Annotated in this window: 12 protein-coding genes and 7 tRNA genes; 10 read left to right on the plus strand and 9 right to left on the minus strand. The window is 37.5% G+C overall.

What is annotated here, in order from left to right; translation table 11 throughout:
- Positions 1 to 212 precede the first annotated feature (212 nt).
- On the plus strand, positions 213 to 1,448 hold the full coding sequence (locus PR683_RS06895; protein WP_004912534.1) for an SLC13 family permease: 1,236 nt from the start codon (positions 213 to 215) through the stop codon (positions 1,446 to 1,448).
- 52 nt (positions 1,449 to 1,500) lie between these two features.
- Here PR683_RS06895 and PR683_RS06900 read toward each other — a convergent pair whose 3' ends face one another.
- Both PR683_RS06900 and PR683_RS06905 read right to left on the minus strand, forming a co-directional pair.
- Complete coding sequence (locus PR683_RS06900; protein ID WP_109911502.1) at positions 1,501 to 2,238, minus strand: cyclase family protein; 738 nt, start codon at positions 2,236 to 2,238, stop codon at positions 1,501 to 1,503.
- A gap of 227 nt (positions 2,239 to 2,465) precedes the next feature.
- Entirely contained in the window at positions 2,466 to 3,308 is an 843-nt protein-coding gene (locus tag PR683_RS06905) for a MetQ/NlpA family ABC transporter substrate-binding protein (RefSeq protein ID WP_004912542.1), read from the minus strand.
- A gap of 213 nt (positions 3,309 to 3,521) precedes the next feature.
- Between PR683_RS06905 and PR683_RS06910 the strand changes: the two genes are divergently transcribed.
- The 5 genes from PR683_RS06910 (at position 3,522) to PR683_RS06930 (ending at position 9,919) form a co-directional block, all read left to right on the plus strand.
- Complete coding sequence (locus tag PR683_RS06910) at positions 3,522 to 4,646, plus strand: CMD domain-containing protein (RefSeq protein WP_004912546.1); 1,125 nt, start codon at positions 3,522 to 3,524, stop codon at positions 4,644 to 4,646.
- Between the two features lie 4 nt (positions 4,647 to 4,650).
- The gene (locus tag PR683_RS06915) at positions 4,651 to 6,111 is read left to right on the plus strand and encodes an NAD(P)-binding domain-containing protein (protein ID WP_109911500.1); all 1,461 of its coding nucleotides are present in this window, start codon (positions 4,651 to 4,653) and stop codon (positions 6,109 to 6,111) included.
- 3 nt (positions 6,112 to 6,114) lie between these two features.
- Positions 6,115 to 7,128, plus strand: coding sequence for a methionine ABC transporter ATP-binding protein (locus PR683_RS06920; protein WP_109911499.1), 1,014 nt, complete (start codon positions 6,115 to 6,117; stop codon positions 7,126 to 7,128).
- Positions 7,125 to 7,793 carry a methionine ABC transporter permease gene (locus PR683_RS06925; RefSeq protein ID WP_004264861.1) on the plus strand — a complete coding sequence of 223 codons (669 nt, stop codon included), beginning with the start codon at positions 7,125 to 7,127 and terminating at the stop codon, positions 7,791 to 7,793. Before PR683_RS06920 ends, PR683_RS06925 begins: the two co-directional genes overlap by 4 nt.
- Before the next feature lie 359 nt (positions 7,794 to 8,152).
- Positions 8,153 to 9,919 carry a potassium/proton antiporter gene (locus tag PR683_RS06930; protein ID WP_226537920.1) on the plus strand — a complete coding sequence of 589 codons (1,767 nt, stop codon included), beginning with the start codon at positions 8,153 to 8,155 and terminating at the stop codon, positions 9,917 to 9,919.
- Between the two features lie 246 nt (positions 9,920 to 10,165).
- On the opposite strand, the gene PR683_RS06935 is transcribed toward PR683_RS06930, so the two are convergent.
- From PR683_RS06935 to PR683_RS06960, 6 genes are all read right to left on the minus strand, one after another.
- A complete protein-coding gene (locus tag PR683_RS06935; protein WP_004912555.1) occupies positions 10,166 to 10,459 on the minus strand; it encodes a helix-turn-helix domain-containing protein in 294 nt (97 codons plus the stop codon).
- 1,417 nt (positions 10,460 to 11,876) lie between these two features.
- Positions 11,877 to 11,952, minus strand: a tRNA-Lys gene (locus PR683_RS06940).
- A 33-nt stretch (positions 11,953 to 11,985) separates the two neighbouring features.
- Positions 11,986 to 12,061 (minus strand) — tRNA-Lys (locus PR683_RS06945).
- A 36-nt stretch (positions 12,062 to 12,097) separates the two neighbouring features.
- Positions 12,098 to 12,173 (minus strand) — tRNA-Val (locus PR683_RS06950).
- A 34-nt stretch (positions 12,174 to 12,207) separates the two neighbouring features.
- Positions 12,208 to 12,283: transfer RNA gene (locus PR683_RS06955), tRNA-Val, on the minus strand.
- Between the two features lie 25 nt (positions 12,284 to 12,308).
- Positions 12,309 to 12,384 (minus strand) — tRNA-Val (locus PR683_RS06960).
- Between the two features lie 421 nt (positions 12,385 to 12,805).
- Between PR683_RS06960 and gltX the strand changes: the two genes are divergently transcribed.
- The 4 genes from gltX (at position 12,806) to PR683_RS06980 (ending at position 15,742) form a co-directional block, all read left to right on the plus strand.
- Positions 12,806 to 14,227 (plus strand): glutamate--tRNA ligase, encoded by a 1,422-nt coding sequence (gene gltX / locus PR683_RS06965; RefSeq protein WP_004912558.1) that lies wholly within the window; start codon positions 12,806 to 12,808, stop codon positions 14,225 to 14,227.
- A 149-nt stretch (positions 14,228 to 14,376) separates the two neighbouring features.
- The gene (locus PR683_RS06970) at positions 14,377 to 15,408 is read left to right on the plus strand and encodes a two-partner secretion domain-containing protein (protein ID WP_109911498.1); all 1,032 of its coding nucleotides are present in this window, start codon (positions 14,377 to 14,379) and stop codon (positions 15,406 to 15,408) included.
- A 140-nt stretch (positions 15,409 to 15,548) separates the two neighbouring features.
- Positions 15,549 to 15,624 (plus strand) — tRNA-Ala (locus tag PR683_RS06975).
- 42 nt (positions 15,625 to 15,666) lie between these two features.
- Positions 15,667 to 15,742: transfer RNA gene (locus PR683_RS06980), tRNA-Ala, on the plus strand.
- 48 nt (positions 15,743 to 15,790) lie between these two features.
- Here the strand turns inward: PR683_RS06980 and PR683_RS06985 are convergent.
- The gene (locus PR683_RS06985; protein ID WP_272581728.1) at positions 15,791 to 16,642 is read right to left on the minus strand and encodes a LysR substrate-binding domain-containing protein; all 852 of its coding nucleotides are present in this window, start codon (positions 16,640 to 16,642) and stop codon (positions 15,791 to 15,793) included.
- Positions 16,643 to 16,647 lie beyond the last annotated feature (5 nt).

The raw sequence follows: 16,647 nt of genomic DNA on the forward strand, positions 1-16,647 counted from the left end.
TGCTGCAACAAATCAGATTATCGTTTCTTATGGTCAATGCTTGTTATCGCTATTTGTAAACTTCATTCTTAATTACATTATTGTTATCTTTTAGCGACAATCTTAAATGGAGCTAACTGCAACATGTTATTATCAATACATTATTTAGCCTTGCTTCGCTGAGTGTTCATCGATAAATTACCTCTAATTTTCTTAATTAAAATGTGAATATCATGACGTTAACCGTTATTGTTTTTCTTTTAGTTTATATTGCAATGGGCTTTGGTAAGCTACCAGGCTTCAAAGTTGATAGAACTGGAGCTGCTGTTATTGGCGCCCTAGCTATGATGGCTATCGGCAGTATTACACCGCCTCATGCGTGGAATGCTATCGATTACCGAACGATTGGTATGTTATTTGGGCTTATGGTCGTTTCTGCTTCTTTTGTTGTGTCTGGTTTTTATAGTTGGACCGCAAACCGAGTGGCAATGCTAAAAGTTTCTCCCCCTACATTACTCGCGGTTTTAATTCTTGTCGGTGGCTTTCTTTCTGCATTTCTCACTAACGATGTTGTTGTTGTCGCCATGACACCATTATTAGTATCAATTAGTTTATCTCGCGGTTTAAACCCAATTCCATTTTTACTTGGTTTTTGTTTCGCGGCGAATAATGGCGCGGCCGGCTCATTAATTGGTAGCCCACAAAATATGATCGCAGCCCAAGGGCTCGATATCTCGTTTGTAGGCTTATTACAGGCATCAGCAATACCAGCCCTACTTTCTTTACCATTAACATGGTTGGTACTCGTTTGGTTATATCGTAATCGTTGGTATTTGGCTAAAGAAAATACGCTAGCAGCTTCCCCACAAAAAACCCAAGAAACATTAAATGTATGGGAGACAGCAAAAGCTGGTGTTATTACTTTCGCAGTCATCATTGCCTTTATTGTGACTGATATTCCTAAAGAACTTATAGCATTGACTGCTGCTGGTTTTTTATTATTAAACCGGTCCATTGCCTCGAGTGATATGCTTAAACTCGTCGACGGTAATCTTCTATTACTCATCATGGGGTTATTTGTTGTTAACGCTGCTTTTGCCGCCACAGGCCTTCCTCAGCAATTATTAACGGATTTACGAAGCTACGGTGTGGATCTCAATAATCCATTAGCCCTATTTTTAGTGACCGGTGTTCTAAGCACTATCGTTGGAAATAATCCCTCAGTTATGTTACTCGTCCCATTCTTAACACCTGATGGTAATGCCGATTCATTAGGCGCAGCTCTTGTATTGGGTTCAGGCTTTTCAAGTAATTTACTGGTCTTCGGTAGCCTTGCTGGAATTATTGTCGTTGAACAATCAGCGGCATATGGTGTAAAAATCTCTTTCGGTGAATTTTCTAAATCTGGAGGAGTTGTCGCGCTATTGTGTATGCTATTAGCCGCTGCATGGATTATAATTGCTTTATAGCCGTTTTAACCAATCTGCTATTACATTAGCAGATTGGTTATAATTATATTTCCTATGGAAGTATTGCAAAAGAACGCACAGGAAAACCACTGGCATTATTTGGTTTAGCGACAATATTAAAAATCACGGCACCACGTGTGGGCACTTGGTCTAAATTAGCGAGTAATTCAACTTGGTATGTATCTTGCTCTAATACATAATACTCACCGAGTAATGCATTATTTTTTCGAAAATCTTTTGCTGCATCAGTATCAAATGTTTCATGTCCAATAGCTTTTATTCCACGTTCTTCAAATAAAAATTTAAGAGCGTCCATTCCCCAACCCGGTATTTGGTTATTGCCCTCATCATCTTTATTATCCATAAGCTCTTGTGATGGCCAACGTTTACTCCAATCGGTACGTAATGCAACAAAACTCCCGGATTCAATTTGGCCATTTTGTGCTTCAAAATTGAGAATATCATTACGAGAAAATGCAAAATTTGGATCTTCTTTTGCTCTTTCTGATTGGTCTATAACAATCAATGGCAAAACAAGTTCCTTTAATTCGAGTTCATGTAAATAACGCATTCCTTCGACAAAATGACAAGGAGCATCAATATGAGTGCCATATTGGCCTGGAAATGTAAATTGCTGTGCAAAAAAACCCTCTGGATAACCAAATAATGTTTTAAACTCAGCAGAATCAAACATAAAAAAATGCGGTGAATCTTTATCGAAGCTATGTGTCAAATCAACCCATCTTTTAGATTTTATTACATTAAATGCATCAATTAATTCGTTACTCATACTTTCCCCTGTCAGTTTTATTTTTTACATAAACTTATCTATATTCTATTTTTATAATTCAGCTCTTAATCTATTAAATAACGAAAAAACATCAGATTGTCTACAAATTCAACACGAATATTTTTCACATTAAATCAGTAAGATATTTAGTTTATATAGAAAAAACCACTAATTAATAAAAATTAGTGGTTAACGTAATACTAATAATAAAAAAACAGACTAGGGTTTTATTTAGGATATTTGTTCCAGCTTTCAGGTTCAATAAAACCATCGTAAATACGCTGCGAACGAATATAATCTGCATATTCTTTAGACTCAAAAGCTTCTTTCAAATCTTTTGCCCACTGAGCATCTAGGTCTTTTTGCATGACAGTCACAATAACACGATGCTCTAGCGGTGAATTTTCTACGACCAAGCCATCAGCAATGCGCTGACCTGCACTTGCAACATAGTTGCCATTCACAACGACAAAATCGACATCATCTAATAATCGTAACCCTTGTGCTGCATCAGTTTCTCGGATATCTAAGTTATATTTATCAGGCGAAATATCATTAACACTAAAGCTTAATGTACTCACATTTGGCTTAATTTTAATCCAACCTAACTGTTCCAGAATTCTAGCACCACGTTCTGCATTAACAGGGTCATTAGATAGCGCGACGATCATACCATCTTTCACATCATCCAGTGTTTTATGTTTATTTGACCGCAGACTTTGTGGCGCACTCGGTGAATCCGTCAATGCCACCATGTTAATATTATTCTTTTTGTTATAAGCCTCCATATAGGCGCGGCTTTGATTAACAGAAGCATCGATTGAACCTTCTTCAAAAGCAGGATTAATTTGCCTATTCTGCGAAAATTGGCGCAAATTAACCGTATAACCTTTTTTCTCTAAAATCGGGACGATACCTTTATCCACTTGGTCAATATAATTACCAACACCAAAGCCTATCGTAATTTGTTTTTTATTCGGATTATCTTTTTCACTATTATCACCACAACCTGCCAACGCAACTAAAGCCGTAGTAATTAAAGACAAGCCTATTATTTTTTGTTTTAACATATGTAACAACCCTGTAAAGATATTTTGGGCAGTATAATCATAATTAGAGAGCACGACTTAGACTATATCGTTATAACTTAATACAAAAGTAATATAAGGGCTTAGTTTAATTTCTTTTGGTTATAAGCATATAACAAATAGATCGTTCGATTAGTGATGTGATTGATATGTAATGAAGGAGATAAAAAACGTTTAAAAAAAGTGAGTTACTTTATGACTATTTCCAATAATGATGTAATTAATTATTTAACTAACTTAACACCAGATTCCAGTCTAACTAAGATTCGCCATGAACGTAATGTGGCGACTGAAAATACTCAAGCCGTATTTGAAGCCATTTTTTCAGCGCCCTCGACACGGCTAACAAGTGATGTGAAATATTATTTTGCCCATGAAGTTGCAAAAATTACAGGAAGTCCCCGCCTTGCTGAATTTTATTTGCAATTAATAAACTCAATTCCTGATGAACCGCTTAGCAAACCACTTGCCACAGCAAAAGAATATCTGCAAGTTTTAACACAGTCACCGAAAGACACTCATTACCAATTGATTGCCGAATTAACTAACCAAGGTTGGCAAGAAAGTGACATTATTTTACTTGCTCAATTAATAACTTATGTCACTTATCAAGCTCGGCTAATCGAAGGGATTCTGTTACTGACGGATAGTAGTAATCTTACAAATAGTGCACCTAAAGTTGTTGCAGGTAAGTGGAACCACCAACCTTTAACCCGCAAAGGAAATTCATCCCCAACCGCTTTTACACAAGATAATTTAGGATGGGAAGCTTGGATTTCAGCAAGAGATGCGAAGACATTATCCGCTGAAGAAGCCCAAGTTATGAAAAAATTTGGTCAATTAAACTCTGAATATTTTTTACTACTTGCCCATCAAAGCAAAATTTTAGAATTACGAACTTTAATTGACCGTGGCGTATTTTATACCTCTGAAGGGCTACCTCGCTGGGAACGTGAATTTGCAGCAGCTGTAACTAGTAAAGTTAATGGTTGCATATACTGTGCTTCTGTTCACGCAAGAAAAGCCAGTCAATATGCAAAAGAGCGACGCGCTGATGTTGATAAACTATTAGCAACGGCGACAGGTTCAGTACTTGCAGAAGGTTTTGATGACAGACTACTAGCCATCACAGATTTGGTTGCTTCCTTGTCTGCAACCCCCATCCAAGCCACATCATCACAAATTAAAGAGTTACAAACGCTAGGCTTGTCTGAACTTGAATTACTCGATTTAGTTCAATCAACAGCCTTCTTTTCATGGGCGAACCGCTTAATGTTATCACTAGGAGAACCCTTTGAAATAGCCGAGGGCAAGGAGTAATTCAATGGAACTGATTATGGGTTTAGAGGCATTAGAAGCGCAAATAAAACAAGATTTGCAATATTTAAATTTACCAATAACGTCTTGGTCATTATCAAAAAACTGTCCTGAAAACCAAGTTATTGATGTCGCTATCATTGGCGCGGGCATGTCAGGGATTGCAGCAGCTTTCGCTCTGAAATTACGCGGAATTAACGCCATTGTTTTCGATCAGGCCGCTTCTGGCAAAGAAGGCCCATGGCAAAGCCCTGCACTAATGGAAACATTACGTTCACCAAAACATGTGGTTGGCCCTGCACTTGCATCTCCCTCATTAACTTTCCAAGCTTGGTTTAAAGCCCAATTTGGTATTCAAAAATGGGATGAACTTGATAAAATTCCACGTTTGCAATGGGGTGAATACCTGCAATGGTATAAAACCATGACTGAACCCCATGTGCTTAATCAATACCATCTCGTTGATGTACAACTTAATGATAACTACCGTGAATTAATTTTTAATACCCCTGAAGGAACAGTCAGTTATCAAGCACAACATGTTATTTTAGCAACGGGTATGGAGTCTTTTAGTGAGGCCAATATCCCTAGCTTTATGAATGATATTCCAACAGCCTATTGGGAACACTCCTACGCAGGCACTGACTATCGCCGTTTTAAAGGCTTAGATATTGGTGTTGTAGGTTATAGTGCAGGAGCGATGGATAGCTCAGCAACGGCATTAGAAAATGGCGCTAATTCGGTTGAAATTTTGATCCGAGCTAACGATATGCCTCGTGTAAACCGAGGAAAAGTTGCTGGAAGTGCAGGTTTTACCAATGCATATACCTATTTTACCGATGCTCAAAAGTGGCATTACACGGATTATGTTGCTAAAGCTAAAACACCAGCCCCTCACGGAAGTACCTTGAGAGTCTCTCGCCATGAAAATGCTTATTTCAATTTCAATACTCAAGTTAAATTTATTGAAGTAAAAAACAAAAAGTTGCACGTCACGACCACAACAGGCAAATTCATATTAGATTATTTAATCTTGGCAACTGGCTATCGAATTAATTGGGCTAAGGACAGAGCTTTTCATCAATTATCTCCGCTAGTCAAAACATGGGGGGATGCATACACACCATCTTTCCATGAGGAAAATGCAGAGTTAGCTTCACACCCTTATTTAGGTAATCACTTTGAATTTCAAGCTAAAAGCAACTCAGACACATTAAAAATCAATCAGTTATATTGTTTTAATTTAAGCGCATCACTCAGCATGGGGCCCGTTATAGGGTTAATCCCCGGAACGAATGTTGGAGCTGAACGATTGGCTGACCATATTGCCGCTCAATTGTATCTGAACCATCAAGAACAACATCTTGAGCAAGTCAAAAATAGCCAAGAAGCTGAATTATTAGGTGATGAGTGGCTCCCCGCTGCACCACCTTCAGAACGTATGCAATTAACTGATAATGTAGAGTAAATTATGATTACCTTTCAAAATATTCAAAAAGTCTATGAAAAAGATGGGCAGTCTTTAGTTGCATTGCAAGATATTAATTTGCATATCAATAAAGGGGATATCTTTGGATTTATTGGTTATAGCGGAGCTGGTAAAAGCTCACTTATCCGCCTAGTGAATCAATTAGAAAAACCAACCAGTGGTGCTGTTATCATTAATGGCCAAAATATTGCTGAGCATACCCCAGCAGAAACTCGTTCACATAAAAAAAGCATCGGTATGATTTTCCAGCATTTTAATTTACTGGAAACGAAAACTGTCGCACAAAATATTGCGATGCCCTTAGTACTCTCAGGTATCGATAAACAGGAAATCACTCAGCGAGTTGATAGCATTCTTGAATATGTCGAACTTAGCGATAAAAAAAACCAATACCCAGGGCAGTTATCTGGTGGACAAAAACAACGAGTTGGTATTGCTCGCGCTTTGATCAATAACCCACAAATTTTATTATGTGACGAGGCCACCTCAGCACTTGACCCACAAACGACTCGCTCAATTTTGCAATTATTAAAAAAGATCAACCAAGAACAACATATTACTATCTTACTCGTGACTCACGAAATGGAAGTTATTGAACAAATCTGTAACCGTGTTGCTGTTATGGAATCAGGTAAAATTGTCGAAGAAGGAACCGTACTTGATATTTTTGCCAACCCACGCCAAGACACAACCAGAAAGTTTGTAGGAACCGTGTTAAACGAAGAAATTCCAGAGCGCGTTCTACATAACTTAGAACATCAACAAGATGTTTATCGTCTTGAATTTTTAGGAACTTCCGCTCAACAACCTGTTGTTAATGAGTTAATACTGAAAGAAATTGTCAAAATAAATATTTTATTTGCCAACATGAAAGAAATCAGTGGTGTCGTGCTAGGTAGCATGTTTGTCCAATTTATTGGTGATAAAGAAAAAATGGATGAGGCGGTTTCTTTTCTTCGTCAACGTGGGGTTGCTGTCAATAAGGGGGCAATATGACACAATTATTCGAAACCGCTTTAACAACTAAACAGTTTTTATTAGCGATGTCAGAAACCTTTACGATGGTCAGCGTTGCACTCGTATTAGGCTCTATATTTGGGATTCTGTTAGGTATCGTACTTGTTGTAACGAGGCCAGACGGTATTTGGGAAAATAAATGTATTTATCGTATAGTGAACCCTATTATTAATATTATTCGCTCATTGCCTTTTATCATATTATTAGTTGCAATGATCCCCCTAACACGCTTTATGGTTGGAACCTCAATAGGAACAACTGCAGCAATTGTACCATTAGTTATTTTTATTGCTCCTTATACTGCACGTTTAGTTGAAAACTCATTACTCAGCGTACATTCAGGTATTATTGAAGCGGCTGATTCTATGGGAGCAACAAATTGGCAAATTGTTTGGCACTTTATTTTACCTGAGGCGAAGTCATCATTAATCCTAAGTTTAACCGCTGCCAGTATTACTTTAGTTGGTGCAACCGCCATGGCAGGCGCCGTTGGTGGTGGTGGTGTGGGTGACTTAGCTCTAAACTATGGTTACCAGCGTTTTGATAATGTCGCAATGGCTATCACCGTTGTTACATTGGTAATTATCGTTCAAGGCATGCAATTTATTGGCGACTATTTAGCTAAAAAAGCTCGCTATCATTAGTGTAATGGTGAAGGTCGAAAATTTTTCGGCCTTCTTTATTTTGACCTTACTTTATAAATGCCTATTCCCTCCCTTCAATACTTCTCTCCCCACGCCATAATTATCTTTGATTAAAAAAATATAATAAGCCCACCTCGATGCTTACTTATTCAAATTTATCGTTTTTTTACGTGCTTTAACTCACTTTAATGACAAAAAATGCGATAAATAATCAAATTATTTAAATTTATTTATATTATAATCATGTAGATATACTTTTTAATGGATATTATCGGCTTTTCGCTAAAATAATCTATTCTCAGTGTATATTTAGTTATCTTGCTATTTTGACATTTTTTGCTTTCTACGCGCGCTTTACGATGCATCGTCAGCGTTTTATTCACTTACAGATTAAACTGATTATGCCAACTATTGAACAACTCATTTTATTGATTTCTATACTCATTCTTTTGGGTATTTTCTCTAGCAAATTGTCAGCTAGACTTGGTTTACCCATGCTAGTCATGTTTTTATTTATTGGCATGTTAGCCGGTGAAGATGGGATAGGTAAGATTACGTTTGATAACGTTAATGTTTCGTATGCCGTTGGTTCTCTTGCTCTTGCTTTAATTTTATTTGATGGAGGTCTGCAAACATCCGTAAAGTCAATTCGTTTAGTTTGGAAACCGTCTTTTACACTAGCAACACTTGGCGTTCTTGTAACTGCTGGTGTAACTGGGCTCGCCGCAGCTTATATTCTCGGTGTCCCTCTGCTTGAAGGGCTACTACTTGGCGCTATCGTCGGTTCTACCGATGCCGCTGCCGTCTTTTCCTTACTGCGCAACGCTGGGATCTATTTAAACGAGCGTCTGCAATCTACTTTAGAAATAGAAAGTGCAACCAATGATCCTACTGCCATATTCTTAACGGTTGGTTTATTACAACTCTTAATGAATCCACAAGCTTCAGGTAGTGAATTAATTTTGCTATTTTTTAGCCAGATGGGAATAGGGACAGTTGTTGGCTTGAGTGTTGGCTGGGTTTCAGTCAAAATTATCAATAAGATTAAGCTACTAGCAACTGGATTATATCCTGTCCTTGTCGCTGCATGTGGACTACTTTCTTTCGGGCTCGCCAGTAACTTAGAAGGCAGTGGTTTCTTATCTATTTTTGTTACCGGTGTGGTAATTGGTAATCATCGGTTTGTTTTTCAACGTAACACATTTTTATTCCATGATGGATTAGCATGGCTAAGCCAAATTATCATGTTCGTTATGTTAGGGTTACTTGTCAACCCAAGTTCTCTTATTGAAGTCTGGCTTGAAGGCTTAGTTATCGCCCTTGTCTTAACTTTTATTGCGAGGCCATTGGCTGTAATACCTGTCCTAAAATTATTTGGTTTTCCAAAACCTGAAATAACATTGATTTCCTGGGTAGGTTTACGTGGCTCAGTGCCTATTATTCTCGCTATTTTCCCGTTTATCTACGGGCTACCTAATGCCCATCTGATTTTTGACGTGGTTTTCTTTGTGGTATTAATCTCAGCAACTTTACAAGGCTCAACCTTGCCTTATGTAGCACGTAAATTGAATTTAATGCAGCCACCTCCATTGATCCCTGCAGCCACTTTAGATATTACCGCAGTAGACCAAATAGATGCTGATTTAGTGGAATATACTTTAGGGGAGGATTGCTCTGCGGTAGGTCGTCGGTTATCACAATTAGCATTACCAGACCAAACTGTCATTGCAATGATTACGCGAGAAAAAAGTGTTTTACCACCAAGGGGGTCAACTATTCTTCACGCTGATGACCATTTATTCGTTGTTCTTAAACCTGAAAACCGTATTTTCCTTGAACGTCTTTTTTCAGAAAAAAATATCTCTGAGCACATACCTATTGAACTACCCGATACAGGGTTAAGTCTAAAAGGAACGACGCGATTAAATGAGATCCAATCCTCTTATGGTATTCAAATTGATAACGGCGATGAAAGGACGCTTAACCAATTTATTTATGCTTCTATATCGAGTCCTTTACAAGATACCGTCATAAAACTAGAACAACTGCAATTAAGAATTGGAGAAATGATCGAAACACGTATCGTCACAGTAATATTAGAGCCAATTCAAGAACAAGAAAGTTAACTAGGCATAAGCACGCCAGAAAAACTACCCCCATACCGAGTGAAATATTAAGTAATTGTTAGTTTAAGGATATAAAAATAAAAGCCCTTTCGGGCTTTTATTTGTTCTATTATGAAACATAAGCTAAAAATAGCTATTGTCTTATTTAAATCATACACAGCAGATACATTTAATTTACGTTCCCAATTGAAATAATTAAGAACGAAAGTTAATTACGTTTCATTCTGAGACAATATGGATATTTGGTTATACAAGGGTATATGCAGAGCTTTCAAACCCTTTATCACCAGTGCTCTCATCTACTTGAGTATCATCTTGTAGGACTTCACTAAAAAACTCACCCATGTTAACGTCTAAAACTTTTAACACTCGAACAAGGCAATCTATATCAATACGATTAACACCGCGCTCGTAACGAAATAGCTGCTGTTCACTTATATCTATCTCTTTAGCTAACTGAAAAACAGTAAAGCCTTGAGCTCTTCTAAGGGCTTTTATTTTTTGTCCAACTGCACAAGCGACAGGATATTTCGTGTTCATAAACATTCTCGCTTCAATTTATATTAAGGAAATAAAAATTAGCAGATAATTATCTACATATTTTATTTTTATATTTATGTGTATAACATTTGATAATGCTATAGTCGATTCAGCATATATCGGAAAGAATGATATACTACCATTATAATTAGTTTCAACTAGTCCTAAATTGACATTGCAACTATGTAACAAAGTATTTCACTCTATACACTTCATGTTTAAAATCAAAATAGTGCTGTAATATCACCTAGTTACGCACAAAATGAGTAATACCTCATGCTTATATTCCATAAGACACCCACCTTTCTTTGGAATATTTATCTAAAAAAGACCCATATAGCCGATGTATAATCTAAAAACAAAGGAAATAAACAGAATTATTTAACACTGTAACAATATTAATGTTATTGATACAATTTTAGTTGGAGAAATGTGATAAACCCAGTTTAGATGGTACTTTTATGTAAAAAATAGTAAAAACAATCAATTTTATCTCTAAAACTCTCTGATTCGACAAAATATCAGTACGCTAAAAAGCCAGTTAACCTGTTACAATTAGCGAAATAGTAAATTTTTAAAGTAGCAAGAATAAAATTTATAATATTCAAGTACCAAACATAACAAAACCATAACGTTAAGAAAGCTTATTATTCATTTTACTAGATGAGCATCACAAAATTATGAAAAATGACTTTCATCGACAATCTAATTTGGTTCTTACTAGTTTCTATTTTTTACAGTACGCAGATTGCTATAATATTTCAAAAACAAACACGATCTCAGAGTTTATAACCAAGATGTAGTATCTCACATTTACGATATAATAAAAATAGTTTATAAAAAATTGATATGTACTTTCTCTATTCCACAAAATAGCAATTAGACATTCATTTATACAATTTTATTTTGTCATTTATGCCTAATTAAATCATTATAGTCTATCGCTTACTCCTTTATTATCTATTAGTAGTAAAATATATTCTGCTAATGCCATATAGAAATATAGGTGTAAGAACGAAATGATCATTGCAAAGCGCATCCTGAATTATTCTACATATCAGGCAAGCAGTATAATTGCTAATTACTTTAATCCTTATTGAGTCCTTTAAGAAATAAAACTGCCATAATATGTGTGTATTCGCTAGATTTAGTCTGCAATAACACCATGTCTTAATGGTGGGTCGTACAGGATTTTCCCTACGGGCTGAACCTGCAACCAGCTTGTCGAGGTATAGCTTGGCAACTTGAGTATTTACTTGATTGGGAATTAACTTAGAAATGGCTGAGATGGTGGGTCGTGCAGGATTTAAATCCTTCGGATTTTCCCTACGGGCTGAACCTACAACCAGCTTGTCGAGGTATAGCTTGGCAACTTGAGTATTTACTTGATTGGGAATTAACTTAGAAATGGCTGAGATGGTGGGTCGTGCAGGATTCGAACCTGCGACCAATTGATTAAAAGTCAACTGCTCTACCGACTGAGCTAACGACCCATCTTGGAAATTCTGATTTTTTTACTGCTTAGATGGTGGGTCGTGCAGGATTCGAACCTGCGACCAATTGATTAAAAGTCAACTGCTCTACCGACTGAGCTAACGACCCATCTAAATTGTATTTTAATGCAAGTATCTAATGAAGTGGTGGGCGATAGCGGGCTCGAACCACTGACCCCCTCCTTGTAAGGGAGGTGCTCTACCAACTGAGCTAATCGCCCACTTCATGACTTATATTACATTATAATAAATAATTGGTGGGCGATAGCGGGCTCGAACCACTGACCCCCTCCTTGTAAGGGAGGTGCTCTACCAACTGAGCTAATCGCCCAATTATTTATTGTCATCGTCAACGGTGGTGGGCGATAGCGGGCTCGAACCACTGACCCCCTCCTTGTAAGGGAGGTGCTCTACCAACTGAGCTAATCGCCCCGTCGTCGATGGAGGTGCATTATAGGGATACTGAGTTCTGAGTCAACGCTTTTTCAATAGATTTTTATCGTTCGTTGCAAAAATAATCAAGATGTTTCAATATTCACCAGAAAAGCTGCCTTTTTAATCAATTACCTATCATTTTCTCTTTGTTCTTTTAAGAAAAAAACAGAAATTATTTTTAAAGCGCATTTATTTATGTCAAATTTGTCGAAACTGCGTAATTTCTTGTCTTCTATTCTGATAACTTGATTGAGGAATCATTGTAGGATGATAGAATAGATACACATTTTAGCAATGCTTAGACATTTCGCTGTTTAGAACATCAAACTTGCTACCCAGTTAACTGTGCTTGTTTTTAGTCTTTTACAGTAAATAGATAAGCGCTTCAAAAACATGTTTTGCAATTAAGGCAATCTCGATGAGTAAAATCAAAACCCGTTTTGCGCCAAGTCCAACTGGCTATTTACACGTTGGTGGTGCACGTACCGCTCTGTATTCCTGGTTATTTAGTCGCCACAATCAGGGCGAATTTGTCCTGCGTATTGAAGATACTGACTTAGAACGTTCAACTCAGGAAGCTATCGACGCCATTATGGACGGTATGAACTGGTTGAATTTAAATTGGGATGAAGGCCCTTATTATCAAACTAAACGTTTTGACCGTTATAATGATGTCATTGATCAAATGTTAGATGCGGGTACCGCTTATCGTTGTTATTGTTCAAAAGAGCGTCTAGAAGCGTTACGTGAAGAACAAATGGCAAATAACGAAAAGCCTCGGTACGATGGTTGCTGCCGTGATCATGCTCACAACCATACGCCAGATGAGCCACACGTTGTTCGTTTTCGTAATCCACAAGAAGGTTCCGTTATTTTTGACGACAAAATTCGTGGGCCAATTGAGTTTAGTAACCAAGAACTGGATGACTTAATCATTCGCCGTACTGATGGTTCCCCGACATATAATTTCTGCGTCGTAATTGATGACTGGGATATGGAAATCACTCATGTTATTCGTGGTGAAGACCATATTAATAACACACCTCGCCAGATCAATATTCTAAAAGCATTAGGGGCACCAGTGCCTGTGTATGCCCACGTGTCAATGATCCTAGGTGATGATGGTAAAAAACTGTCAAAACGCCATGGTGCAGTTAGCGTTATGCAGTACCGTGATGACGGTTATTTGCCGCAAGCGCTTCTTAATTATCTTGTGCGTTTAGGTTGGTCTCATGGTGACCAAGAAATTTTCACCGTTGAAGAAATGAAAGAGTATTTCAGCCTTGATGCTATCAGTAAATCAGCAAGTGCGTTTAACACTGAAAAACTGCAATGGTTAAACCACCACTATATCAATACATTACCAGCAGAAGAAGTTGCAACCTATCTTGCATGGCATATTGAACAACAAAACATTGATACCAGCACAGGGCCTCAATTAGTTGATCTAATCAAATTACTGGGTGAACGCTGCAAGACATTGAAAGAAATGGCGGAATCCTGCCACTATTTCTACCAAGATTTTGAAGAGTTTGATGCTGATGCCGCGAAAAAACACTTACGACCTGTTGCACGTCAACCGTTAGAAGTCGTAAAAGATAAGTTAGCTGCGATCACTGATTGGACGGCTGAAAATGTTCATCAAGCCATCGAAGCTACTGCAGCTGAATTAGAAGTGGGTATGGGTAAAGTGGGAATGCCTTTACGTGTTGCTGTAACAGGTGCCGGCCAATCTCCAGGCCTTGATGTGACCGTTCACGCTATCGGCCAAGCCCGTTCAATCGCTCGTATTGAAAAAGCACTTTCATTTATTAGTGAGCGCGAATCAAGCGCACAATAATAACGACTAAAATTAAATAACCTCATGCGTCTTATCACGTATGAGGTTATTATTTATATATTACCTGGGTTCATATAAAATCTTAATTAGACGTATGGGTGATGATTAATTTATGGTAAACACTTCTATCACACAATTACGGTCATTAAATGAAAAAATTCATTATCAATCTCACAATCATATTACCTATATTAATATTTTCAAAAATGAGTTTTTCCTCTATTCTCTCAGAAAAGAAAGTACTCATTGATAATAGTAAAAACCAACAAATTAGAATAGCTGAAAACAGAAACAATATTCCTATTATAGAGGTAAACCCAAGCGATAAAAACCAAGTTTCCCATAATTATTATCAAGAATTTCATGTTAATAAAAAGGGATTGAAAATCAATAACCACCCTATTTATCCAGCAAAATTAATTATTAGCGAGGTCACTTCCAATAACAAAAGTTATATTAACGGTAATATTAATATTAACACCGAGAAAACCCATCACCTTATCGTCAACCCCAATGGGATCAACTGTAATCGCTGTAGCTTTGATAATTTAACCACTTTAACAGCCTTTTCAGTCCAACATATTAATAATCAAGGAGAATATAAACCCAATACAGTTCAAAAAGGAACAATCAACATCAGTAAATTAAAAAATAATTATAATGACTTGAATTTGATAGCCAATAAAATTAGGTTTAATAAAGAAAATCACTCTGAAGGAAGTATTAAAATTTATAATGGTGATGTTAAAATCACAAAAGATGAAATAATTATTCCAGATATCTTTCCTGAGGCAATACCACAACAGCGGAAAAGAAAAAATATTCTGATAAGGCCAGCTGCAACGGTAAATACACCTTATCTATTCATTCATAGCGAAAATGAATTTAATATAGCAAATAATGGAATTATTAATACTAAACGCGCAGAGATCTCAACTCTAGGTGAGTTTCAAGGAAAGGTGTTTTCCGCCATTAATATCACACGGCCAGATGATAAAAAAACCTCATCAATAAGCATGAATAACATATCATTAAAAAATACGCTCCTTCTCGTTGATAGCAGTAGCTTATTGCTTATGGCTCCAAATCTAACTAATGATGATATCCAATATAATAATACGCTGCTCTTGAGAAACGGTGCAAAAATTAACATCGGCCAAGGGTTTGGCTTTAATAAATAAAAGTTACCCGCTGATTACTTCAATCATTTGAATTAGCTAGAATTTGCTTTATATTTAATCAATCGGTTTGGAAATGCTATTATTTGATTGACACTCTCTCTAGCCTTGAATATCATCCCTGCGTCCAAAAGATTTTGTTTGGGGCTATAGCTCAGCTGGGAGAGCGCTTGCATGGCATGCAAGAGGTCAGCGGTTCGATCCCGCTTAGCTCCACCATCTAATTCCCTGTTAGATGGCACAATACAAAACATTTCGATTGGGGCTATAGCTCAGCTGGGAGAGCGCTTGCATGGCATGCAAGAGGTCAGCGGTTCGATCCCGCTTAGCTCCACCATTAACTTTCTACACTTTCAGTCTGTTTAGCTTCCGATTTAATCCAATTTTAAAATGCTAAAACTTCTGGTTTTTCAATAGATTCCGGTAACATCACTAAATAATACGCGAACCTCGCTGGCCATGGCTTATCAATCACTTGCACTAGCCGCCCTTCTTCGATTTCCTGTATCGCATACTCTTTTGGGACTAAGGCTAAACCTTGCCCTGCAATCGCAGCACGGATCAATAAATAATCATCATCAAATGCACTTCCCCGTTTTGCTCTTTCGCTATTTTCCACGCCATGAGCCGCTAGCCAAAGTGACCAGTCCATACGGTCATTATCTTGTAATAATGGGTAATTCAGGCAGTCTTGCGGGGTTTCAATCGCGCTATTAATCGGAAAATCAGGACTCATCACCGGTAATAAAACAGGTGTAATTAACCGCTCACTCACTAAATTTGGGTAATGCCCTAAACCATGGCGAATAGCTATATCAACCCGCTGCTGATGCAAATTAACTAATGCTGAAGAAGCTTCAATATGCACCTCAATTTCAGGATGTGACTGCGTGAACCTCCCTAAACGGGGTACTAGCCAAGAGGCGGCAAATGAAGGAACGGTACTAATGTTAATCGTTTTTTCTTTACGAATATTTTCTAGCACATACATTGAACCTTCGATTTGTTCGAATGCCTGCAACAACGCAGGGTAAACACACTGCCCTGCATGTGTTAATTCCATGCTGTGGTGACTGCGCACAAACAATGGCATTCCAATCCGTTCTTCTAATAAACGAATTTGCTGGCTAACCGCACCTGATGTCACACCAAGAAAGTGTGCGGCGCGCTTAATACTTTTATGTTTCGCCACTTCGGTGAAAGCTCGTAAAGCAAGTAATGGAAGAACCGGATTCATAGTTT

Source organism: Providencia sp. PROV269 (genome assembly GCF_028477785.1).
Taxonomy (GTDB): domain Bacteria; phylum Pseudomonadota; class Gammaproteobacteria; order Enterobacterales; family Enterobacteriaceae; genus Providencia; species Providencia rettgeri.